Source organism: Candidatus Kapaibacterium thiocyanatum (assembly GCA_001899175.1).
Taxonomy (GTDB): Bacteria; Bacteroidota; Ignavibacteria; order Kapaibacteriales; family Kapaibacteriaceae; genus Kapaibacterium; species Kapaibacterium thiocyanatum.
This window is the reverse complement of the sequence record MKVH01000008.1, coordinates 26,945-51,411: the sequence shown is the minus strand read 5'-3', so window position 1 is coordinate 51,411 and position 24,467 is coordinate 26,945. Positions and strand designations below refer to the sequence as shown.

General features: G+C 59.3%; 16 protein-coding genes. 11 read left to right on the top strand and 5 right to left on the bottom strand.

Annotated elements, in window-relative coordinates:
- The first annotated feature begins 9 nt into the window (after positions 1–9).
- Both BGO89_07930 and BGO89_07925 read left to right on the top strand, forming a co-directional pair.
- Entirely contained in the window at positions 10–1,140 is a 1,131-nt protein-coding gene (locus BGO89_07930) for a phospho-N-acetylmuramoyl-pentapeptide-transferase (protein ID OJX59920.1), read from the top strand.
- Between the two features lie 86 nt (positions 1,141–1,226).
- The gene (locus tag BGO89_07925) at positions 1,227–2,549 is read left to right on the top strand and encodes a hypothetical protein (protein ID OJX59919.1); all 1,323 of its coding nucleotides are present in this window, start codon (positions 1,227–1,229) and stop codon (positions 2,547–2,549) included.
- Positions 2,550–2,561: 12 nt separating this feature from the next.
- Here BGO89_07925 and BGO89_07920 read toward each other — a convergent pair whose 3' ends face one another.
- Positions 2,562–4,604 (bottom strand): hypothetical protein, encoded by a 2,043-nt coding sequence (locus BGO89_07920; GenBank protein ID OJX59918.1) that lies wholly within the window; start codon positions 4,602–4,604, stop codon positions 2,562–2,564.
- Between the two features lie 184 nt (positions 4,605–4,788).
- On the opposite strand from BGO89_07920, the gene BGO89_07915 reads away from it, so the two are divergent.
- Positions 4,789–6,336, top strand: a complete 1,548-nt coding sequence (locus BGO89_07915) for a hypothetical protein (GenBank protein OJX59917.1) — start codon at positions 4,789–4,791, stop codon at positions 6,334–6,336.
- A gap of 11 nt (positions 6,337–6,347) precedes the next feature.
- On the opposite strand, the gene BGO89_07910 is transcribed toward BGO89_07915, so the two are convergent.
- Complete coding sequence (locus BGO89_07910) at positions 6,348–8,156, bottom strand: hypothetical protein (protein ID OJX59916.1); 1,809 nt, start codon at positions 8,154–8,156, stop codon at positions 6,348–6,350.
- A 71-nt stretch (positions 8,157–8,227) separates the two neighbouring features.
- Between BGO89_07910 and BGO89_07905 the strand changes: the two genes are divergently transcribed.
- From BGO89_07905 to BGO89_07885, 5 genes are all read left to right on the top strand, one after another.
- A complete protein-coding gene (locus BGO89_07905) occupies positions 8,228–11,401 on the top strand; it encodes a hypothetical protein (GenBank protein ID OJX59915.1) in 3,174 nt (1,057 codons plus the stop codon).
- A gap of 207 nt (positions 11,402–11,608) precedes the next feature.
- Positions 11,609–14,221 carry a hypothetical protein gene (locus tag BGO89_07900; GenBank protein OJX59914.1) on the top strand — a complete coding sequence of 871 codons (2,613 nt, stop codon included), beginning with the start codon at positions 11,609–11,611 and terminating at the stop codon, positions 14,219–14,221.
- Positions 14,222–14,325: 104 nt separating this feature from the next.
- Complete coding sequence (locus tag BGO89_07895) at positions 14,326–15,021, top strand: 2-C-methyl-D-erythritol 4-phosphate cytidylyltransferase (GenBank protein OJX59913.1); 696 nt, start codon at positions 14,326–14,328, stop codon at positions 15,019–15,021.
- Between the two features lie 168 nt (positions 15,022–15,189).
- Positions 15,190–15,429: a hypothetical protein gene (locus tag BGO89_07890; protein ID OJX59912.1), complete on the top strand. Its 240-nt coding sequence runs from the start codon at positions 15,190–15,192 to the stop codon at positions 15,427–15,429.
- 133 nt (positions 15,430–15,562) lie between these two features.
- Entirely contained in the window at positions 15,563–17,818 is a 2,256-nt protein-coding gene (locus BGO89_07885) for a hypothetical protein (GenBank protein OJX59911.1), read from the top strand.
- Positions 17,819–17,955: 137 nt separating this feature from the next.
- On the opposite strand, the gene BGO89_07880 is transcribed toward BGO89_07885, so the two are convergent.
- From BGO89_07880 to BGO89_07870, 3 genes are read right to left on the bottom strand one after another with little or no spacing between them, the layout of a single operon-like run.
- Positions 17,956–18,831, bottom strand: coding sequence for a hypothetical protein (locus BGO89_07880; GenBank protein OJX59910.1), 876 nt, complete (start codon positions 18,829–18,831; stop codon positions 17,956–17,958).
- A gap of 3 nt (positions 18,832–18,834) precedes the next feature.
- Entirely contained in the window at positions 18,835–19,638 is an 804-nt protein-coding gene (locus BGO89_07875; GenBank protein ID OJX59909.1) for a hypothetical protein, read from the bottom strand.
- A gap of 1 nt (position 19,639) precedes the next feature.
- A complete protein-coding gene (locus BGO89_07870; protein OJX59908.1) occupies positions 19,640–20,392 on the bottom strand; it encodes a biotin--[acetyl-CoA-carboxylase] ligase in 753 nt (250 codons plus the stop codon).
- A gap of 101 nt (positions 20,393–20,493) precedes the next feature.
- On the opposite strand from BGO89_07870, the gene BGO89_07865 reads away from it, so the two are divergent.
- The 3 genes from BGO89_07865 to BGO89_07855 all read left to right on the top strand — a co-directional run bounded on the left by BGO89_07865 (position 20,494) and on the right by BGO89_07855 (position 24,413).
- Complete coding sequence (locus BGO89_07865) at positions 20,494–21,858, top strand: tRNA uridine-5-carboxymethylaminomethyl(34) synthesis GTPase MnmE (protein ID OJX60035.1); 1,365 nt, start codon at positions 20,494–20,496, stop codon at positions 21,856–21,858.
- A 3-nt stretch (positions 21,859–21,861) separates the two neighbouring features.
- Entirely contained in the window at positions 21,862–22,392 is a 531-nt protein-coding gene (locus tag BGO89_07860; GenBank protein ID OJX59907.1) for a hypothetical protein, read from the top strand.
- 161 nt (positions 22,393–22,553) lie between these two features.
- Entirely contained in the window at positions 22,554–24,413 is a 1,860-nt protein-coding gene (locus BGO89_07855; GenBank protein ID OJX59906.1) for a tRNA uridine-5-carboxymethylaminomethyl(34) synthesis enzyme MnmG, read from the top strand.
- Positions 24,414–24,467: the final 54 nt, after the last annotated feature.

Below are 24,467 nucleotides of genomic sequence, written 5' to 3'. Positions count from 1 at the left end.
GGAACGACCATGCTCTACTATCTCGCCTACTGGTTGAAGGGAATCACCGACATTCCCGGCATCAACCTGTTCCAGTACGTCACCTTCCGCGCAGCCGCGGCGGCCATCCTGGCATTGCTGATCTCGCTCTTCCTCGGACCGAAGATCATCCGTGCACTCAAGCGCCGCCAGATCGGTGAGCAGGCGAAGTCCGAACTCCAGCAGGTCGGACGCCATTCCCTCAAGGCCGGCACGCCGACGATGGGCGGTCTGATCGTCCTCGCCTCCGTGCTGATTCCCACGATACTGTGGGCGAACATCCTCAACATGTTCGTCATCCTCGCCGTCTTCACGATGGCATCGCTCGGTGCCGTAGGATTTCTCGACGACTATCTGAAAGTCATCAAGAAACTGCCGAAGGGGCTGATCGGACGCTACAAGATCGTCGGCCAGGTCCTCACCGGCCTCGTCGTCGGCGGAACGATCTACTTCTTCCCCGAGTGGTTCTCGTCGTCCTTCGAAAGCGTACGCACGCTCACCACCATTCCGTTCGCCAAGCATCTCAACTTCGACTTCGGCATCCTCTATATCCCCGTCGTCATCTTCCTCATCACGGCCACGTCGAATGCCGTCAATCTCACCGACGGTCTCGACGGCCTGTGCATCGGCACCGTAGGCGTCAGCGCCCTGGCACTCGCAGTGATCGCCTACATGAGCGGCAACGCGTTCTTCGCCGACTATCTGACGATCATGCACCTGCGCGGCACGGACGAGCTGACGATCTTCTGCGCAGCCATCGTCGGTGCTGCCATGGGCTTCCTGTGGTACAACGCCTATCCTGCCCAGGTCTTCATGGGCGACACCGGCTCCCTCGCTCTCGGCGGAGCCATCGGTGTGCTCTGCATCCTCATCAAGAAGGAATTCCTCCTTCCCATCGTCGGTGGCGTCTTCTTCGCGGAAACGCTGTCCGTCATCGTCCAGGTCCTGTACTTCAAGTACACCAAGAAGCGGTTCGGTGAGGGGCGACGTATCTTCCTGATGGCACCACTCCATCATCACTTCGAGAAAAGCGGCTGGCACGAAGCCAAGATCGTCACACGCTTCTACATCGTCGCCATCATGCTCGCCATCGTCACGATGGCATCGTTCAAGGTGAGGTGACCGGGCGTCCCCCATGACACACATGGGAGCCGACGCATTCTTCCGATTCATGAAACGGTGAAGTTCCGATCGGCGTATCTTGCCCGATGCCCGATTCCGAAGAACGATACTGGGTCGTCAGCGCCGACATGGGATATGGACATCAGCGCGCTGCCTTCCCCTTTCGACATCTCGCCAACGAAGGCATCGTCGCCGCAGGCGACAACGAGCATGCATCCCCTGCGGAGCGCAAGCTCTGGCGCCGCTACCTCCGTCTGTACGAGCGCTTCTCGCGCGCGAAGGACGTACCACTGATAGGAAAACGGTTGTTCGCATTGCTGGACAGGATGCTTCATATTCCGTCGCTCTATCCGATACGGAATCTGTCCCACGCCACCTTCCAGACGGATATGCTGGACTCGCAGATCCGAAAGGGACTCGGCCGCGGTGTGACCTCCATCCTCGAACGTCAGCGCCTCCCCCTTCTCACGTCGTTCTACGTGCCGGCCATCGCTGCCGACCTGTCCGGATACGAGCCCATCTACTGCATCATCTGCGATGCCGACCTGAACCGCGTCTGGGTGGCCCGCGAGCCATGGGATTCGCGCATCAACTACTTCGCTCCATGCGGCAAGGCCGCCCTCAGACTCCAGTCCTACGGCGTCCCCCAGGAACGGATCTACCTTACGGGCTTCCCGCTCGACGAGGATCTGCTCGGAGGCAGGGATCTGCCGACGCTGAAGCACGACCTGGCCATACGACTGAAGGTACTCGACCCAACACGACGCTTCATGATGTCGCACGGGCGCAGCGTGGAACACTTCCTCGGCGATGCCATCCATCAGGATGTACCTCACGGCCGAGTCCTGACCGTCACCTATGCCGTCGGCGGTGCAGGTGCGCAGAAGGAAATGGGTGCGACGTTGCTGCGAACGTTCGCCCATCGTCTGAAGGATGGAACGATGCGCCTGAATCTCGTCGCCGGTACGCGCCCCGAAGTCCGCGATTACTTCATGGAACGGAAACGTTCACTCGTCGGCGACGTTCCGGGCGTCTCCGTCCTGTTCGACGAACGCCTCGACGATTACTTCGCCACGTTCAACCGTGCGATCAGAACGACGGATATCCTGTGGACCAAGCCGAGTGAACTGTCCTTCTACGCGGGCCTCGGCCTGCCCATCGTGATGACGCCGACGATAGGATCACAGGAGAAGTTCAACCGCAAGTGGCTGCTGGAAACAGGCGCCGGCATGCGTCAGGAGAAGCCGGACTTCGCGAACGAATGGCTGTTCGACATGCTCGCCAACGGACGGTTCGCCGACATGGCATGGCTCGGCTTCCTGCGGGCGCGCAAGCTCGGGACGTATCACATCGGGGACGTGATGCGGAACGGACGTTTCACACGATCGGATCATCCGCTGGAACGCTGACCGCACGGCGTCCTATAACCGGACCTTCAGTGCGACGTTCGCGGCGACGTTACGCGGCAGACCCGGTTCGATGTACGGCACACCTCCGCCGGTACGATCGGGATTGATCCATGCCGACGCCGTATACCTCTTGTCGAGGATGTTGTTGACGCGCACACCCGCCGTCACGAGCAACAGGGACGATATTTCGATATCCGCACCGATGGCCGCATCGGCCATACCATAGCATTCCACCTCCAGCGTATTCGCGTCATCGGCATAGTAGGAACCGATGCTGCGGGCTTCCGCCTCGGCATACAGGCCCGTCAGCCACGGAATGTCGTAGCGCAGGCGAAGACTGCCGAACGTCATGGGAATACCTGCCATCTCGTTCCCGTCGAACGACTGGAATCGTCCGGCCGCACCCGGATCGATGAGGGCACTGTCGACGCGATAGTTCCTGTACTCACTCTTCATCACGGTGATGGAGGCGTAGAGGGAAAGACCGACGTCGGACGTCATGCTCAGGCCGAGTTCGCCACCCATACGGCGTGACTGACCGGCCGTCGTATAGAACCGTCCGTTGCGATACGGTACGATGTCGTTCGTGATGTCGATGAGATACAGCGCGGCATCGTAGTTCAACGACGTGATGAAGCTGCCGTTCGACCGACGGCTTCCCTTGATACCGACTTCGTACGTCACGGAGCGGATGGCATCGAGGCGTGGATTGATGGCCGTCACCGTGTCCTCTCCCGTCACCGCAGGCGGATCGAGCTCGTTGCCGGCCGGTACTTCGATACCGCCACCGATGTTGGCATAAACATGCGCGAGCTGGTCGAGGTTGTAGGACAGGCCGATCTTCGGCGTCAGACGCGAGAATGTCTTCTCGACGTTCAGGACCGGATCGATGAAATCGCGATAGTCGTAGACGATGTCGTCGTAGCGCAGGCCACCGACGACGCTCAGCCGGCCGATCATGAATTCGTCCTGCAGGAAGATGCCGAGGTTCGTTCCACCTTCACCCTTGTTGCTGCGGAGGTCCGTTCCTCGTGATCGTGTGACGGGGTCCAGGTTGTAGAAGAGAATCGCTCCGTCCTGTCGCTGTACATCCATACCGACCAGTACCTTGTTCGACATCACGGTATCGAAGACGGTGGAATAGCGATAGACGAGATTGCCACCGAGGTGATAACGCGTGAAGTCACGGAACGTATTGCGTTCGGAGCGTTGCAGGTACTTGCTCTGCAGGAAGGCCGTGGCACTCAGACCATGCTCGGTGCTGAAGGCATGGTCGAGGACGACGCCGATGCGGCCGAGGCGATTGAACCGGTGTTCGTCACGCTGGACGTAGGTGGGATTGTAGACGGTCCGGTCGTCCTGGGCCTGTTGCGGATCGGCATCGGCCTGGGCTGGCGTGAGTGCGCCGGGAATCCGGTACATGTTGCTCGCACCGGTTACGAAGACCTTCAGCCTCGAACGCGTGTCGATGTCGGAAATCATACCGACCGTCGCCTGCGTCAGCCCCAGGTTCGAATGTGCCCGCCATCCGTCCATCGTCGTGTTGGTAATATTGGCATAGAGCTGTCCGCCCGACAATGGTGTGTTGGCCTGGATCGTTTCCTTCATCAGACCGAAGCTCCCCGCCATGTAGCCGGCCCGGACGTAGGGCGTATTGTCGGTCGGCACCGTCGATATCGATACCACGCCGCCGGAGGCATTGCCCCAGAGAGCGGATGCGTTGGATCGGACCACTTCGATACTCGATGCGTTGGAAAGATCGATGAGGTCGAAGGATGTACGTCCGTCCGGTTCCGTTTCGGGAATGCCATCGGTGTAGAACCGTATGCCACGTGACGTTCCGGCATTGGAACGCTCACCTGCGCCGCGTGCACCGAAGCCGCGTATCTGCACGCGAACGTCCGTACCGCCACTCCTGCTCTGCACGAGGGCGCCGGGAACGAGCGACAGGGCTTCATCGAGCCCTACTCCACGCGTCGATTGCCACAACTGCCACGGTACGACCGTCACGGCCATCGGAACTTCCAGCGCGTCCTCGGATGTGCGTGCCGCCATGACCGTGATCGTCGGTTTGGTATAGACGGCGGTGTCCTTCGCATTTTTTCCACCCCCCTGCGCACGAAGCGGGAGGCCGGTAGAGACGCACAGGGCGACGAGGAGAGACAGAAAAACTTTCGGGCGAGGGAAACTTTCCGACGGTTGTTGTGTCGTTGGCACGACACATCGCAATGGGGAGCACATGGGCATGCTGGGAATGGGCAGGTTGTACGACAATTACACAAGATATGTCATCTCGTTCGCTTTGATCGTGATGTCCGTTTCGAATTCGTCCGGTCAGTGGCCGTTACGCACCGTGGGCATGACGGTGAACGGACATCCATCGCCGGGCTACATTCTTCTGGCACCGAATTCACCGGATTCCATCGCCTTCGTCGACAACACGGGCATCAACGTCTTCGCACGTCCTGCACAAGGCACGAACAACTTCCAGTACCAGCCCGACGGATCCGTCACGCACTATTCCACGAACGGCTATTTCCTTCGCAGGAATGCGAACATGGACGTCATCGATACCCTGCGCGTCACGAAGGGCTTCGAAGTGAACTTCCATGCGGTACGCGTGCTGAAGAACGGCAACTGTGCCATTCTCGGGACCGAGCAGCGGATGACGAATCTTTCGAAGACCGTTCCCGGCGGCCTCGACGAAGTCGCCATCCTCGGCGCCGTCATCCAGGAGCGAACACGGTCAGGTCAGGTGGTCTTCGAATGGAAGTCCCTTGATCACATTCCCGTCACCGATGCGACGGAAGACATCGATCTGAAGCAGCGGACGATCGACTACATCCACGTGAACAGCATCGATGAAGACATCGACGGAAACTTCCTGGTCTCCTGTCGCAACACTGACGAGGTCGTGAAGATCGACCGTACGAAGGGTACGATCATCTGGCGCATGGGTGGATCGAAGTCGAAGGGCAACCAGTTCACGTTCCTCAACGACGACATCGATGGCTTCACGGGCTTCTCGCATCAGCATTCCGTCTCCCGTCTGCCCAACGGAAACATCATCATGTTCGACAACGGCAACCTGCGGGCCTTTCCGTTTTCCCGTGCCGTGGAATACAAGATCGACGAAGCCAGTCATACCGCCGAACGCGTCTGGCAGTATCGCAGAAAACCGGACGTCTTCGCGCGCTCGATGGGGAGCGTCCAGGTACTGCCCAACGAGAACGTCCTCATCGGATGGGGAACCATCCAGGGATCCGTCATCGGCACCGAAGTGCAACGCGACGGTACCGTGGAGATGGAGCTCACGAACATCTCTCCGAAACCATTCCTGACCTATGGTGTCTTCAAGGCCATCGTCGGCATGACGGGTGTGGAGCGCATGGTGTCGGCAGATGGGCCGCAGGATTTCTCGGTGAAGGACAGTACGACCTACGTGTCGATGTTGCTGACGAACGTCCTCACCCCGACGTCCATCATCGTCGAACGGCATTCCTATGCACCGCATGCCATGACGTTCGCATCCGAGGCACCGGCACGGATGACCGACGCCCGGTGGGTGATCCGTATCCGTGATTCGGATGCCGTGCAGGGAACGACGACGTTCGCCATCGATCACGTCCAGCACATCGCTTCCGATACGGGTGTTCGCCTCTACTATCGTCCGAAGGAAGGCGACGGGACATTCTCGTTGTTACCCGCCGTCTACGATGCCACGAAGCATACGCTGCTGCTTCCCTTCGTCAGATCCGGCGAATACTTCGTGGGCAGTGCACTCTAGCGCTGGGCGACTCAATGGACGGGCGCGCGCATGACGGCACCGCGGTCCGTGGTGATGAAGAGGAAGCCATCGGCGACGAAGGAATGACGGATCGGCCCTACATCCACCAGTTCCATTTCGGTCCAGGTGCGGCCGTCATTGGTCGAGCGATAGATCGTCGTGTTGGCCATGCCGTAGACCGTCTTGCCGACGAAGGACATCGTCGAGAACCGGTCCGGTCCGAGCCTGATGAGATGCGTACGGCATTCCTTCCACGGCTTGTTTCCGATGCGCAACCATGTCGTCGTCCGCGTACCGGCATAGGTCGACCTGCCGTTCGTCACCGTCCATTCCACGTCCTCGCCTGCAAGCTCGGCACCTTCGTTGATCCACGTCGCGCCGAGATCGTTCGTCGACCATAGTCCGTTGACCGAACAGGCGTAGATGCTCTTCCCTCTCGTTTCGAGCCTGTTGATGATAGCCTTCTCGTAGGGCTCGGAGCGGCGCGTCCACGTCCTTCCCGAGTCGGCCGACATCCAGACGCCGGCATTCATGATGGAGACGAGAAGCTTGTCATCCATGGCGGCGACGCTGTATTCGGAGCCGTGGGGAAGGTTTCTCGCGAAGAACCTCAACGATCCGTCGCATGAATCGATAGCGAGCAGACCCTTGATACGCGATGCGATGACGAAGCCCCTGCCGAAAGGCACGACCTGGTGTGCAAGAACCTGACCGAGCGTTTCGTTGAGCGCCTTCATGATCGACGTGGCAGTATCCAGTTCGTAGAGTCCATCTTCCCTGCTGCCGACGTAGAGCCGTCCTCCCGATACCGCCAGCATCGTGATTTCCTGTCCCGTGGACGACGGCATGACGGATGGATGGATACGCCTCCATGTGTCCGTCGCGGAATCCCATCGATGCAGTCCACCGGCGCCTTCGCGCAAGCCGACGTACAACCCGCCCTTGTACCACTCGAGGGCGGTTACCCGCTCCTTGTCCAGTGCACCCAGCGATACGTCGTTCACCGAACCGTCGGCGACAGCGACACGGACGATGGAACCACGCTGTTTCGAGAGATAGACGTCCGTCCCCGACACGCAGATCGTCGACCACCCCTTCGAGGGCAGCACGACCGTGCGTCGAATGGTACCGGACGTATCGATGAGGAACAATGCGGAATCGGCCACGACGGCGCACCACGACGACGATGCTCCGAGCAGCGGACTCCGCACCGTGCCCGGAATGGTGTCGAAGCCCAGCATCGACCACTCCGGGGACCAGCATGCGACCTTCAGACTGTCGTCGAGCGTCCACCCCCTGTCGTCGTTCACCCTGAGATCGCGATACCGTTCCCTGCAGACCTTGTGGGGGGTCCAGGTCGCCCCTCTGTCCACCGAAACGTACATTCCGCTATCACCCGAAAGGGCATAGAGAATTCCCTTCGCGGAGTGGAGCCGATGCGGTTGCCCTGCCCCGGACTGAGGCAGCTTTTTCCACGTAAGTCCTTCATCCTCCGTGAGAAAGACGCCTCCCGTACCCCCAGTAGCGATAATGGCGGAACCGCTACGGACGGCGCCGACGATGTATTTCTGTGGCAGGGAGCTCGCCATGTTGACCCAGGTCTGGCACCCGTCGTCCGACCGCAGGATATCCATATTACCGCCTGCGATCCAGGAGGGTCCGCATTTGACCATCGAAAGGACGGCCTGCTGGCCGACGGGCTTCAGCATTTCGACGTCCAAGAAACCTTTCTCCCCATCGCGGGTTATTTGGGCGTCGAGGTGGATCTTGTTCGGACCGAGCAAGACGACAAGCACGAGAAACCAGAAGACGAAGCGCACGCTGGGTTGATCCTTCTATAATGCTCAGGGGATTCATGTTACGGACAACTCTTCATCTGGCAATATTCCTGTTGCTCGCGGGATCGCTCCATGCGCAGCAAGTACTTCGCACCGTGACGATGACGGGTATTCGCTACCCCCAACCGGGTTATTATCTCATCGCTCCCCTGTCCAACGACTCCTCCGGCATGGTCGATCAATCGGGCACCGCCGTGTATCCGTTCGCGGAACGAGGCGTCTTCAACATCCAGCTTCAACCCGACGGATCGATCACCCACTTCTCCGCGGCGAGGGCCTATATCCGCCGTAACGCCAGGCTGGAAGTCACCGATACGTTGTCCGCTCTCGGATACGATACGGACTTCCACGTCGTACGCATGTTGCGTAACGGCAACTATGCCGTACTCGGCATCGGCCGGCGCACGGTGGACATGTCCGCCGTCGTCAGCGGTGGACATGCCGAGGCGGAGATCGCGAGTGCCGTCATCCAGGAGCGCACGCTCGACGGCCAGATCGTCTTCGAATGGTATTCCCTCGACCACATTCCCGTCACCGATGCCACGGAGGATATCGACCTCCGGCAGAAGAATATCGACTACATCCACGTCAACGACATCGCGGAGGATAACGACGGCAACCTGCTGCTGTCATGCCGCCACCTCGATGAGGTCGTGAAGATCGATCGCCTTACCGGTGACGTCATCTGGCGCATGGGCGGATCGAAGTCGAAGGGCAATCAGTTCACCTTCATCAACGACGACATCGACGGTTTCACGGGCTTTTCCCATCAACACAGCGCGCACTGGCTGCCCGGTGGCAATCTCATTCTTTTCGACAACGGCGAACTGCGGGACCAGAAGTTTTCCCGAGCCGTGGAATACCGTGTGGATCAGCAGGCCATGACCGCCGAACGCGTCTGGCAGTACCGTCACGTTCCCGATATCTTCGCCTCGTCGCAGGGCAGCGTCCAGGTCCTTCCGAACAACAACGTCCTCATCGGCTGGGGATCGTCGAAGGATACCATCATCGCGACGGAAGTACGGAGAGACGGCACGATCGACGCCGAGATCGCCACCTCGCCCCTGGATTTCTTCGCCTCCTATGGCGTATGGAAGACCACCATCGGCATGACGGGCGTCGAGAAGACCATCTCGGCCCCCGGAACGATCACCTTCTCCAGCAACGACAGCTCGACGTACGTACGCATGGCGGTATCTGCCGTTTCGGCACCGACGAATGCCATCGTGGAGCGTCATTCCTATCTGCCGCACGACATCAGCTTCAAGCAAATTCCCCCGTGCGAGCGGATTCCAGCCCGGTGGGTCGTGCGTATCAGGGAGCCGCAGAACATCACGGCGAACATGACCTTCGATTTCTCCGGATTGCCGTCCGTCGTCAGCCCGGAACTGGCCAGGATCTACTATCGTCCGACGGAAGGGAAAGGACAGTTCGAGAGTATCGCAGGCACGTACGATGACGCGGCCAAGACGTATCGGATCGCAACCGCGAAGAACGGCGAGTACCTCATCGGATACCGGTCCTGCTTCGTTCCCACGCTTCTCGGACCGGAAGAGGGAGCCCATGATATTCCGTTCGCCGCTGTGCTGACGTGGGGCGAATGCGTCCAGGACGAGGGCTACGAAGTACAGGTGTCGACGAGTCCCACCTTCGCCAGTGTAGCCTTCATGACGAGGACGACGGACTTGACGACAACGACGCCGGCGACTCTGATCTCCTTCAACAAGTATTACTGGCGGGTCCGTGGCCTGCGGAATGCAGGGCCCGGAACGTGGTCGGCCATCGGCACGTTCACGACGAAGCTAGCGACGCCCCTGCCTCTCTATCCCAAGATCGTTGCCGATACGGTAGCGATGGTTTCGGACAGTTCCTTCCGCTGGTCGTCGTCCACCAATGCCAGGGAATACCGCCTGCGTATCGCACGACGCGATGCTCCGACGGTCTTCATCCTGGATACGATCGTCCAGGACGTGCGCATGCGGAAGTATCCGCCGCTCGCCTCCAACACGTTCTTCGTATGGAACGTCATGGCCATCCACGACGATTTCGTGAGCGAGGTTTCCGCCAACGAAACGTTCGTCACGGCACCCGATACTCCGGAGCTCACGGCGCCCGCCAACAACGAGATGGGAGTCACGAGGGACAGCGTCCTGCTGTCATGGTCTCCTGTCGGTGGCGCGCGTCTCTACCGCGTCCGCGCATGGAAGTCGGGAGAGACGAAGCCGGTCGTCGACGAAACGACGTCGAAGGAATCTCTCGTTCTTCGTTCGCTCGCCCTGGCCACGCGCTATGAATGGTCCGTCACGGCCGTCGGCAAGTATGGTCCCGGACTATCGTCCTCCATCTACTCCTTCCGTACCGCCGCCGTCACCGTTCTGTCGGCACCCGCTCTCGTCAGCCCTGCCGACGGCAGTGAGATGGCCGATACGACGGATCTGACCTTCGCATGGACGACCGTGCAGCGTGCAGCCTACTATCAGCTCCAGGTCTGGTCGGAGAACATGAGCAATCCCGAAGTCAACGTCTACGGACATCCCGGGACGAGCTATCGGCTGGCTTCCCTCGAGCCCGGTACGACCTACAGATGGCGTGTAATCGGTCTCAGCGACGAGGCTTCGGGTACGTGGTCGGACGTAGGTTCATTCACGACGCTGCCACGTGCGAAGCAGGGGCTCATCCCGTCGTATCCGGCCAATGGAGCGGCAGGTCTGCCGCTCAGCGGAACGGTCCGCTTCACGTCCGACGAACGATGCGACAACTACAACGTCGAATTCGACAGGACAGGAGAATTCAGATCTCCTGTGCTCTTCCTGGCATCGACCGATACGACTGTCAGCTATACGGGACTCAGTCCGAATACCCTGTATTACTGGCGGGTCACCGGTCTCAGGAACGGCCAGCCCGTCGGCAACGGTCCTGTCTTCTCGTTTACGACCGGAACCGACGAAGTCACGCATACCCCCGAAGAAACTGCGAACCTTTCAGCATGGCATATCCGCGTCGAGCCTGACGGCAGCGTGGTGAGCGGGCGCTACGATGGAACGGCTCCGGATCGAGCATCCATCGTACTTCACGACGTTTCCGGCAGGCTCATGATGGGCACGGAAATGGGGACGGGCGAGGGCTTCTGGATGCTTCGAACGGGGGGAATTGCCCCGGGAATCTACATTCTCACGATTTCCGGAACATATGCCGTAGAAAGCATGGTGGTTTCTATTGTGCGATAAAGTATATTTTACACGAGAAAACATAGAACCTTAACCAACTATTTGGGAGGATAGCTGGTTGTAGGGTTTTCCACACGTAGAAAGAGAGGCTTTTTCAGCCACATTTTCTATTACATCATTATCGGAGGGACAGTGATGAGGGAGATCTACACTGCCACCGCCCGCGGACACAGTTCCGTTTCGGGCTTTTTGGCTCTATTCCTGGGGGTGGTCCTGCTGCTATTCGCAAGCAGTACCGACACGACCGCACAGACGGTCCCCTGTTCGTACGGATACAGCTACGTCTACGTGACGGCGCCCACGGCGGGCAGCACGTATACGCGTGGCGACGTCATGACGATCAGGTGGTATCCCGGTTACGTAGGCTACTGGTATTCGAGCTATCCGCCTACGTTCGCTATCCACTACAGCACCGATGGTGGTGCGACGTGGAAGATCGTCAAGGAAGGCATCAACTATAACGACCGCTCCTACAACTGGGGTATTCCGATCACGTCGCAGTTCAGCAATCAGTGGATGATCCGCGTCGTCGAAATGCCGAACCAGTCGTGGAGCTACTGTGCCTACAACTATGCAGGCACGGTCGGTACCTTCACGGTACTGAAGGGTTGCTTCCCGCCGACGTTCTCGCAACAGCCGCTGAGCCAGACGATCTGCGCCGGCGGTTCCGCATCCTTCAGCGTCGCTACCGACGGTGAGAACCCGACGTACAAATGGCGCAAGGACGGCAACGTGATCGCCACGACGCCGACGCTCAGCCTCTCCAATGTCCAGGTTTCCCAGGACGGCTTCTATGACGTCGTCGTGACCGACGGCTGCGGTGCCGAGCGTGCTTCCGGTCTTGCCAAGCTTACGGTCAACGTTCCGCCGACGATCACTCGTCAGCCCCCGGCAACGGTCTACATCTGCGAAAACGATCGTGGATCGTTCAGCGTAGGTGCGGTAGGCGCCGGCAAGACGTATCAGTGGCGCAAGAACGGAACGCCGATTCCGGGCGCTACGGATTCCACGTTCGTCGTCGACAATGCGGTGACGGCCAACGAAGGCAACTACGACTGCGTCATCACGGGTAGCTGCCCGCCGTCGGTAACGAGCGGTATCGCCGTTCTCAAGGTTCCGACGCGCCCGCGCATCACGGCTCAACCGAGCGAACTCGTGATCTGCATGGGTCAGAATGGTCAGCTCAGCGCAACGGCAACGGGCAACAACCTCAACTATCAATGGCTGAAGGATGGCAAGCCCGTTCCGAACGGCATCAATCCGACGCTGACGTTCACGAACTACGACTATACGATGGATGGTCAATACCAGCTCATCATCACGTCGAACATTCCGAACCCCACGGGTTGCAATCTCCAGGCACAAACCCGCACGATCAACGTCGTCGGCTTCAAGCCGCCGAAGGTCGTCGCCGATCCTGTCGGTGGTGATGCCTGCGTCGGTGGTTCCACGACGCTCGTCGTTCAGGCCGAAGGCACGGATGTCACCTATCAATGGTACAAGGGCGGCACGCCGATCCCGAATTCCAATACGTTCGCCCTGGCTATCAACAACGCCAAGCGCACGGATGCCGGTGACTACAGCGTCCGCGTCTCGTCGACCTGCGGTCTCTCCGCCACCAGCGCAGTGGCCAGCATCGCCGTGATCGAACAGCCCAAGCTGACGAAGAACCCGACGGATCAGAGCCTGCGCGTAGGCGACATGCTCACCCTTACGGTAGAAGCTTCGGACTGGCGTTCGGTACAATGGATGAAGAACGGTACGGCAATCCCCGGTGCCACGTCGCCGACGTATACCGTGGAAAAGGCAGCCGTCAGCGATAACGGTATCTACTCCGCCATCATCCGCAACGGTTGCGGTGGCGTGACGTCCGGTTATGCACGCGTCTCCGTCAAGGATCCTTCGCTGGATCGCCCGGAACTCACGCTCATGCAGAACACGGCCGACTTCGGCGAGATTCCCTTCGGATACTCCTCCGACGCCACGCTCACGGGCGTGATCAAGAACACGGGTCTGGCTCCGATGAACGTCACCGATGTCGCGGTAACGTCGGGCTTCACGATCGTTAGCGGTGGCGCACCGTTCACGCTCGCTCCGAACGAAACGTCGACGGTCGTTCTCAAGGCGACGCCGACCGCCGTCGGCCCGCTCACCGGCACGATGACGGTCACCACGAACGCTCCCGTTCCGACGGGCACGGTCGCCCTCGGTGCACTCTCCGTCGTTCGCTACTCGCATGCAGCCGGACTCAACTTCGAGTCGGTCTTCATCAACAAGGACAAGGAACTGTGCGTTACGCTGACGAACACGTCGGCGGTCGCGATCAAGATCGATGCAGCGACCATCACCGGTGGTAACGCCGGCGACTACACGGTCGTTTCGACGATCCCCATGGATATCGCCGCTTCGGCATCGCAGGATGTCTGCATCAAGTTCGCCCCGTCGGCCACGGGCGCACGTTCCGCCAGCATCGACTTCGCATCGAGCACGGGCGGCAACTCGTCCCTCGTCCTGTCCGGTGACGGTCAGGTCGACGTATCGGTCAACGAGTCGGCAGAAATCGCGGGCATCTCCGTCTATCCGAATCCGACGCACGACGGTATCGTCATCCGCTTCGCCAACTCCAGCGCCGCCGGCACGATCTCCATCGTGAACACGGCCGGTATGCTGGTGGCCACGGTGCCGATGACCGACGGTGCACAGGAAGTACGCTGGAACGGTCGCGACGCGGCCGGATCCCTCGTTCCTTCCGGCATGTATGCCGTCGTGATCCGCAACGGCGCTTCGACGATCAACGTTCCGCTGTCCGTGGTGCGCTAAGCACTGCACGATCGCAGACGACGTCCTCGACGGGCGCATTTCCGCAAGGAGATGCGCCCGTCGCTATTTTGTACCGTCCCTGTCCATTCATTCCGGTACCGAACGTGTCCGACACCTGGTCACTGATCCTTCCCGCTGCAGGCAGCGGCCGCCGTTTCGGGGGCCCACTGCCGAAACAGTATCTGACGCTGGGCCACCATCCCGTCATCACCCATGCGCTGCGTACGGCTCTTACCGTGGAAGGCCTCCTGTCCATCCTCATCGCCGTTCAGCCCGATCAACGCACCGCCCTCACGGACATCCTCGAACGGGCCGGGATCTCCGATCCACGTATCCATATCGTGGATGGTGCCCACGAGCGCCAGTACACCATCGCCAATGCCATGCGGCACCCGACGGTGAACGACGCCCGCATCGTCCTCGTTCACGATGCCGTGCGCCCCCTGGCGTCGGCCGACCTCTTCAGGAACATCGTGCAGGCTGCGGCACTCCACGGTGCGGCCATTCCGTGCCTGCCCGTGAAGGATACGGTGAAGCGTGTCGACACGTATGGACGCGTCGTCGCGACACTGGAACGCAGTGAGCTCCGGAGCGTTCAGACGCCGCAGGGCGCCCTGCGTACGGTGATGCTCGAGGCCTACGACAAGGCCGAACGTGACGGTTTCCTGGGTACGGACGATGCCTCCCTCATCGAAGCGGCGGGGCATACCGTCGTCTGCATCGACGGCGAGGAAGCCAACATCAAGATTACGTCATCGTTCGACATGATTCTGGCCGAGACATTACTATTGGAACGTTGATCGCCCTCTGGCGTCGTATGGACATCCGAAGCAACTTTATCGCTCTTCGTGCGTCAAGCGGTTTCGAATGAAAAAACTGCCTGGCCGACCTGTTGCGGTTACACTACCCGACATGTATCTTTGCGCCCGCCTTGCCAACGATGGTCACGAATTTCCGGAGTAGAGCATATGTTTTGGACCCCTGAACTTGCCTCATATCTTGAGGACGCTCCTTGGCCCGCAACCAAGGAAGAGCTGATTGACTATGCCAACCGGACGGGTGCACCTCTGCAGGTTATCGAGAACCTTCAGGAACTCGATGACTCCGATGAGGTGACGTTCGAAGGCATCGAAGACATCTGGCCGGAGTACGAAAGCGCTTCGGACGATCTGTTCTTCAACGACGACGACGACATGAACGACTATTGACGTGGTCGCTCCACGCCATACGCCCGGCTGACCCTGTGTCCGTCGGGCGTTTATTATTTTATCGCTCGTGAATCCCGTAGCCCCTTTCGTCGTTTACCGATACGCCCTTCGACTCGTCTGGGTTCTCTGTTCCATGATGATCCTCATGGCTACGGACCTGACCGGACAGGAAGCTCGTGGCGTTCGCCTCGAGCGGGCCGGCGATCCCGTACGGTTCGAGCGCCTGCAGGAACTTCACGAGGTGACGTTCGAAGGCTATGTACAGACCTCGCCCAGCCAGCTCATCGGCGTCATCCAGTCCCGCCCCAGCGAACTTTCCGTAACGCGGCGTCTCTCACGATACTATCTGACGAACCTCCGGCGCAATCCGGCGACACCCCGCGTCGTGCTCCGGTTGCTCGACTCCATCCAGCGCGACCTGCAGAACGAACTGCGATACTACGATCCCCGCGTCGCCGAAGGCGACAGCACCGCCCTTCTGGAATACCTCGGACAGAACGGTTTCCATACGGCGACGGTAGGCTACCGATTCCAGCAGGACGCCGCGGCCCGTGTGAACCGCCTGACGTTCGTCGTCAACGAAGGGCCACGTGCCGTGATCGATACGATCATCTATCTCGGCATGGAAGACGTCCCTCCCGATGTGCTCGACCGCATACGCTCCAACATGACGTTGAAGACCGGCGATCCCTTCAGCGAGGCGGCCTTCGATCAGGAAATCAAGAACATCCTCGTCATACTCCGCAACAACGGATACTACCGAGCGCGAAGCGGGCGGCCGGCCATCGGCATCTCGCGCGACAAGCTGCGCGATACGCTCGCAGTGCTGATAGAGCCGGGCACACGATGCAGGATCGCACGCATCGTCTTCGAGGAGAACACCAACGGCCAGCCGTCGATCAACGTCAGTGCCCGACGCCGGCAACTGGAGTTCGAAGAAGGTGAGTGGTACAGCGAGGAAAAGGTCGCGCGTACACGCACCAATCTGATGAATCTCGGTGCGTTCGAGATCGCCACCATCGATACGCTGGCCCGCGATACGGCCGTGCCGGATGGACAGTTGAATACGGACAGTACGCTCACGCTGCGCGTCTTCACGAGGAATCAGAAGGTCTACGACGTCGGCGCGAACCTCCTGATGTTCCAGACGTCCATCGACAACTACCTCAACGGTGGCGGTGGCGCCACGGCATTGTACAGGAACGTCTTCGGTGGTGCGCAGACGGCAAGCATCACGCTGCAGTACGTCTTCCAGGACCTGAGTCGACTCTTCCAGTCACAGCAACTGGAGTCGGAAGCCCTCGCTTCGCTCAACTTCGGATGGCCGAGCTTCGCCCGGATCTTCGACCAGCGTGCGGCCCTCAATCTCAACGTCTTCTATTCGCAACGGAACCTCATCCATCCGTTCCGTCTCGAGTCGGCCGGTCTGAATGCACGGCTCCCCCTCTCGCTCTACGCTCATACGTTCTTCAACGGTATCGATCTCACGCTCGGCCTCGAACGTCAGGTTCCGCGCAATTTCCAGGACGCTCTCCAGACGGCTTTGAAGGAAGCGACGTCGGTGACCGATACCATCGCCGTGTTGCAGACGTTCGTCCAGTTCTCCGCTCTCGACAGGTACCTGTCCGACGAACGTGGCTTCTTCACCGGTACGTTCTTCGGTATCAGCTTCCGGGGCGAACACAGGGACAATCCGGTGAATCCCACGAGCGGTACGTTCACGACGCTGGCAACGGAATTCGGCTACGGCGCAGGGAAGTTCATCCGTCTCCAGTTCTTCAACACCACGGCATCACCGTTACGCGAACGTCTGGTGGCAGCGACGAAGGTACGTCTCGGACACATCATCCTGCTCGACCAGTCCCAGCTCTACGTCCCTCTGGAACGACAGTTCTTCGCAGGGGGGGCGGCAAGCATCCGTTCGTATCCGTCACGGCAACTGCACGATACGGCATCGGGCAAGCTCGGCATCGAAGACATCACGTCGGCCGACCAGTACGTCTTCGCCAACATCCTCGGCAGCGCGTCGCTGCTCGAACTCAGTTTCGAACTGCGTTACACGTTTCCGCGGCCACAGGGCATCGACGATCTCTGGGCGTCGCTCATCGAGCGGAGCGGTATCACGTTCTTCACGGACTTCGGCAATGCCTTCAACCGCCTCGTGCCATCGGCATACGGTTCTGCGCGTCTGGAAGACTTCGTCATAGGTTCGGTCATGGCCGCTGGCTTCGGCTATCGCTTCGATACGCCCGTCGGCCCGTTCCGTATCGATGTCGGGACGAGTATCTACGATCCCGTCCGCAGGAACGAAGCATTCATCTGGAACAGACAGGGCGCTCTCAAGCTGAGCAACTTCCAGCTCAGCATCGGTCTCGGTCATGCCTTCTGATCGTGGAACACCGGAGGATCATCCGTACATCGGTTCGACGGCGATCTCCATGCGACGACTTCATCGGCCGATCTACGCCGATATGCACGACTCCGTATCGCGTGCCATTCCGCACGACATGCGGTCGACGTGAAACACTATAACGTCCCGACGGTGATCGTTCCCGATGCGTCGGCCGACGCACGGTACATGCCTTCCGTGCTGTACGGCATCGATACGTTACCCCTGGTATCGATGGCGATGATGCCACCCGATCCTCCGATATCGACGATACGTGAAAGGACTTCGCCCGTGGCAGCGCCGACATGCTCTCCGAGCAGTTCCATGCGGGCGATGAGGCGGCCTGCGGCATTCGCCCTGATGAAGTACTCCCCTGTTCCCGTACATGAAACGGCACCGATCGTATTGCGTGCATACGTACCTGCACCGATGATCGGCGTATCGCCCACTCGGCCCGCGCGTTTGCGTAGCGTCCCACCCGTCGACGTCGCAGCGGCCATGTTGCCATGCACGTCCATCGCCACCGCACCTACGGTGCCATGACCTGGGTCGCTGACGGCAGCGGTATCGCAGGGAACGAAGTATGTCTCGTCGATGATGTCCAGTCCGTTGTCGCCTGCGAACCGGTCGGCTTCATGACCGACGAGCAGAACATGTCCTGTCCGCTCCATCACGGCTCTGGCGGCGAGGATCGGATTCCGTACGGTACGGACGGCCGCTACGGCACCGGCCTTCAGCGAATTGCCGTCCATGATCGACGCATCGAGTTCGGTATATCCTTCGGACGTCGGTGAGGAACCGCGGCCTGCATGAAACAGGGCCGAATCTTCCATCACCTTGATGGCATGCGTCACGACGTCGAGTGCGGCATCACCTCTGTGCAGACGTTCCTTGAGCTCACGAATCAACGAGTCCAGCATGTCCCGTGCTTCTTCGAGACGTCCTGTTCCTGTATAGCGCGCGAGATTGCCTGCACCACCATGAATGGCGACGGCATGAACGGGATGAGCCATGGATCAGGTGAGGATCTTGCCGATGACGGAATCCTGGACGTCGATCATCGGAGCGCTGGCGAGAATCGAGAGAATGCCGTCCGTCACCATATGCTGGTGATACGTAGCTTCGATCGACTCCGCACCGAGGCGTTCGATGACGTGCGACGCCTCTCCGCCGGTAAGGACGACGGGCACCGGCTTGCCCTTGAATTGCGTCGCGAAGATGTTGCGGATGGCATGGGCGATACCACCGACGACGGATGACGTAACGCCGGCCATGAGGCATTGTTGCGTATTGATGCCGATCGCGTCGGCGGGGGCGACGAACTTCATTTCCGGAATGGCGGCCGTCTGCTTGGCCAGACCGAACAGTTGCGTCGTGAATCCGGCGAAGATCATTCCGCCGAGGAAGACCCGTTCCTTCGAGATGACGTTGATCGTGACGGCCGTGCCGCAGTCGACGGTGATGAGCGGCGGCTTGACGTCATTCATGGCGCCGATCGTGCCGAGAAGTCTGTCGATACCCGCATGTTCCACGGCACCGAATGACAGGAGTTTCTCGTTCCGCATCAGGAGCGAGTGTGCGTTGACGACGAGGTGACCCGGACAACGCTGGATCACCTTGACGATGGCCGTCGTCTGCTTTGGATTGACACTCGACAGACCGATCAGATAACGACGCGTCGTATGATCACGGAAGTGATGCTGGACGTTCTTCTTCCATTCCTTGTCGTACGGGAAGGAAAGAAAGACGTCGTCGTGGTGGATCTTGACGCGACTGTTTCCGACGTCGATACCGCAGATGCCGTACTCGACGCCGTTCATTTCAATCGTCGTATCGTATAGTGTCGCCATCGGTGACGGTCCGTTCTTGCTGTGTAACATCCTGACGTACTATCAAACGACCATCCTGCAGGACACGATGCATCGTCCATGATTCGTGCATACCTGCGATCCTGGCTGGCTTCCCCAGAACATCCAGTTCCCGCACCCATACCTCGTGTATCTCGAACCATGGGCGCGAACGGGCCTGCGTAAACCGATCACGAAGATCGGAGAGAAATACCGGCAAATCAACCGAGACTCCAAGAAGGACTAACGACGAACAAGGCTGGCCGATAGTATCCGGAAACGTTCGCTGACCGACATTTACCCCTATACCGACCGTCGTCGTGACGCAGCGCGTTCCGTGATACTCATGTTCCACGAGGACTCCGGCAATCTTGGCCCACCCCTGTTCGGTGCGAACCTGGATGTCGTTAGGATACTTCAAACGGAAGACTGTTCCCGGGGCCAGAGTCCGCAGGACGTCGAGCGCGGCCAGGGCACCACGCGCCATGTACGATGCCGCATCTTCCGTCGACGGTGAGTCGGCATGCCGGATACCGAAGGAACAGTAGACGTTGGTTCCGAAATCGCCATGCCACGTCCGACCGTTACGTCCCCTGCCTGCCGTCTGGTGCTGGGCACTCACGTAGACGAACGGATAGGAACCGAGAAGCTCCCGAGCGTAGTCGTTCGTGGAACTCACACTCGGCAGATGAAACTCAATCGGTCCGACCATCGACGATACCGTCATCGTGGATAATAAATTTCATTACGATTTCCGTTGCGGACAATACTACGGCCTTCCGGCATCATAGCAAATATCGAACCAGAAGCATTGTATTTTGCATGTCCATGATGCAGGATTCCATCCACGACACCATATGCGCTCTGGCGACGCCACCCGGGATCGCCGGTCTTGCCGTGGTGCGCGTCTCCGGTCCTGCGACCTTCGACGTCTGCGACCGTCTTTTTTCCGGAGCTACGTTGCGGGACGTTCCGGCCCATACCATCCACTACGGGTGGTGGCAGGCCCATGGCCAACGCATCGACAGCGTCACCTGCTCGGTCTTCCGTGCACCTCATTCCTATACGGGTGAAGATGTCGTCGAGATAGGTTGTCATGGCGGGCATCAGGTCACGCGCCAGATCGTCTCGTCGCTCGTGGACGCAGGAGTACGCATGGCCGAGCCGGGCGAGTTCACACGCAGGGCCTTTCTGAACGGAAAGCTCGATCTCACGCAGGTAGAGGCCGTGGCGGATATCATCCACTCCGAATCGAAGGCCGGGGCCCAGACAGCCGCCCGACAACTTGCGGGTGGCTTCACCAGGCGTCTCGCCGGACTGCGTCAGCAGCTTCTCGACGTAGCGGGCCTGATGGAACTCGAGCTCGATTTTTCGGAGGAAGACGTCGAGTTCGTCGACAAACGGAAACTGGCAGGAACCCTGGAAGAGATCCGGCGCTTCACTGCCGAGCTGGCCGATACGGCTGCTTCGGCGGAAATCCTGAGATCGGGATTCTACTGCGCCGTCGTGGGCTATCCCAATGCCGGCAAAAGCTCGCTGTTCAATGCCCTGCTGGATCGCGACCGGGCCATCGTCAGCGATATTCCCGGAACGACCCGCGACTATCTCGAGGAAAGTATCGTCGTCGAAGGCTGTACGATCCACCTCTACGACACTGCCGGACTGCGTGATACGGCCGACAGCATCGAACTGCAGGGTATCGTGCTCACATCCTCCCTCATCGAACGCAGCAACCTCGTCCTGATCGTCAATGACGGATCGGCCGGACTGGACCATTCCGATGACCTTCTTGCCGATATCCGGCAGCGCTTCGGTCATATTCCATGTCTCGTCGTCCAGAACAAGGCCGATCTCTTCGACCGGACTCTTTCCGACAGCCGCCCGACGGACATCCTGTGTTCTGCCCGCACCGGTGCAGGTATTTCCGAACTGAAGGCAGTTCTGGCCGGATACGTCCGGAAGAGCTCGGAACACATCACCGACATTCTCGTCAATGCCCGTCAGGCAGGTCTGCTCCGCCAGATCGTCCAACATCTCTCCAGCGCTCTCGAAAGCCTCACGGCCGGACGCTCCAATGAACTCATCTCCGTCGACGTCCGTGCCGCCATCAGACTCCTTGGCGATATTTCCGGAGAGACCTGGAATCCGGACCTTCTCGACACAGTATTCTCACGTTTTTGCATCGGAAAGTAGAGCATGAATCCCTCGATCGTTGTTCGGCCACTCGAAATCGACGACCTCAATGCCTTCCTGGATATTCAGCGCGAGGCCCTGGAGCGTTCTCCCGAGCTGTTCGGTTCGGACTACGATTGGTTCGATTCCCTCTCCATTCTCTACAAGGAGCAGAGATTCGAGCGCTACATGAACTTTCCCTATGCCTATCTGCTCGGCGCCATTCTTCCGGACGGCACGATTGCCGGAATGGCAGGCTTTTCCTGCGACTATACACTGAGCAAGGTCAAGCACAAAAGCCGTGTCTGGGGGATGTACGTCCGTGAGCAATACCGTCGGCAGGGTCTGGCATCCATGCTCCTGAAGTCGGTTATGGAGAATGCCCGGGACGTTGTAGGCTGTGAACAGATCCAGTTGTCCGTCTCGACCCGCAACGACGCCTCCTATGCCTTATACCTGAGGATGGGCTTTATCGTCTATGGAACGGAGCTCCGAGCCATGAAGATCGGCGACGCCTACGTTGACGAGTACCTCATGGTCAAGTTCCTCCGTTAGGCCTGCTCGTCAGGGATATCCGCAAGAAGGTTCGAGGGATGCACCCTACCGGATGGAGCCAATCGCCTGGTACGCGAATGTTCCACGTGGAACATTCCGGTATACCTGCTTTCGGTATTCTACGAACATCCATTATTGTTCCACGTGGAACATCGGATTCTATGGATCATCGATTCGATATTATCGTCATTGGTGGCGGCCATGCCGGCATCGAGGCCTCCTGTGCTGCAGCCCGAATGGGCTTGCGGGTAGGTCTGGTAAGCATGGACTTTCACACCATAGGCCGCCTTTCCTGCAACCCTTCGATCGGAGGGAGTGCCAAGGGGCACCTCGCAAAGGAAATAGACGCCCTCGGAGGCGTCATGCCCCGGATCGCGGATGCGAGCGGACTCCAGTTCAAGATGCTGAATACGTCGAAGGGCCCCGCTGTCTGGTCTCCCCGATCACAGAACGACAAGGACCTCTATCCCCTCTTCGCGCAGAATCTGGTCCGCTCCACGCCGAATCTCGACATTATCTCCGAGACGGTATCGGAAATCATCGTGAAGAACGATGTGGTGCAAGGCATCAGAACGACGAAGGACGAGGTCATTACGGCCAAAGCCGTCATACTCTGCTCCGGTACCTTCCTGAATGCCGTGATGTATACGGGAATGCAGACCACGAAGGGAGGGCGTGTCGGAGAACGTCCCGCAGAGCGTATTTCCGACCTTCTGGCTTCGTACGGTCTGGAGAAAGGACGTCTGAAGACCGGAACACCCCCCAGAATCCATAAGGATTCCATCGACTATAGCCTCCTGGTTCCCCATAACGGAGACGAACGTCCCCAACCCTTCTCCATCCGTACACGAACGGTAACGAATCGCCTGGCCTGCTTCGCCAGCACGACATCCGTCCACACACACGATATCCTGCGTACGGGCTTCGACAGATCGCCGATGTTCAGCGGGCTGATTCACGGGGCCGGGCCCCGGTACTGCCCTTCCATCGAGGACAAGATCGCCCGCTTCGCCGATAAGGACTCCCATATCATCGTCCTCGAACCCGAAGGACTGACGGCCGACTCCGTCTACGTCAACGGCTTCTCGACGAGCCTCCCTGCTGACGTACAGGACACGGGACTCAGGACGATCCCCGGACTGGAACATGCCTCCATCCTGAAGTACGGCTATGCCGTGGAATATGACTTCTTCTTCCCCTATCAGTTGAAGTTCACGCTGGAAACCAAGGCCATCGACGGACTCTTCTTCGCAGGACAGATCAACGGAACGTCGGGTTATGAGGAAGCTGCAAGCCAGGGCCTGATCGCAGGTATCAATGCGGCCCTGAAGATCAAGGGCGAAGCCCCCTTCACCCCTGGAAGGTCGGAAGCATACATAGGTGTGCTGATCGACGACCTCGTGAACAAGAATACGGAAGAGCCCTACCGGATCTTCACGTCGTTGGCTGAATACAGGCTATTGCTGAGAATCGACAGCGTCTACGATCGTCTGCTCCCCCATGGCCATCGTCTGGGCCTCATCACGGACGACGTCCGTGAACGGTGGCAACGGACCCATGAAATCCAGTCGGGAATAATGGACTGGCTCGGTGCGTCGAAGATCGGCCCGGCCGACGCCAACCCGCTCCTGGAACGCTTCGGCGAAGATCCCGTCATGGAAACGACGACGGTGGGAACCCTCGCGCGACGTCCGACGGTTCCCCTCGCGGATCTCCTCGAAGCCGGTCATCATCCCATGCCCTCGCTGATGGCCGAACATCCTGGTGCCATCCATGGTGCGGAAACGTCCATCCGCTACGATGGCTACATCCAGAAGCAGCTCCGTGAAGTGGAACGCTTCGCAGACAACGAACGGAAGCGCATTCCCGACGACTTCGTCTACGATGCCGTTTCATCGCTTTCGAAGGAAGCACGGGAAAAGCTCTCCCGTATACGCCCGGGATCGCTCGGCCAGGCATCGAGAATTCCCGGCGTGAGCGCCGCCGACGTTTCCGTCCTTTCCCTCTACCTCAGGACATAAAAAAAGCGCTATCGGATTGATAGCGCTTTTTATAAAATCGAGTATTTTTCAACA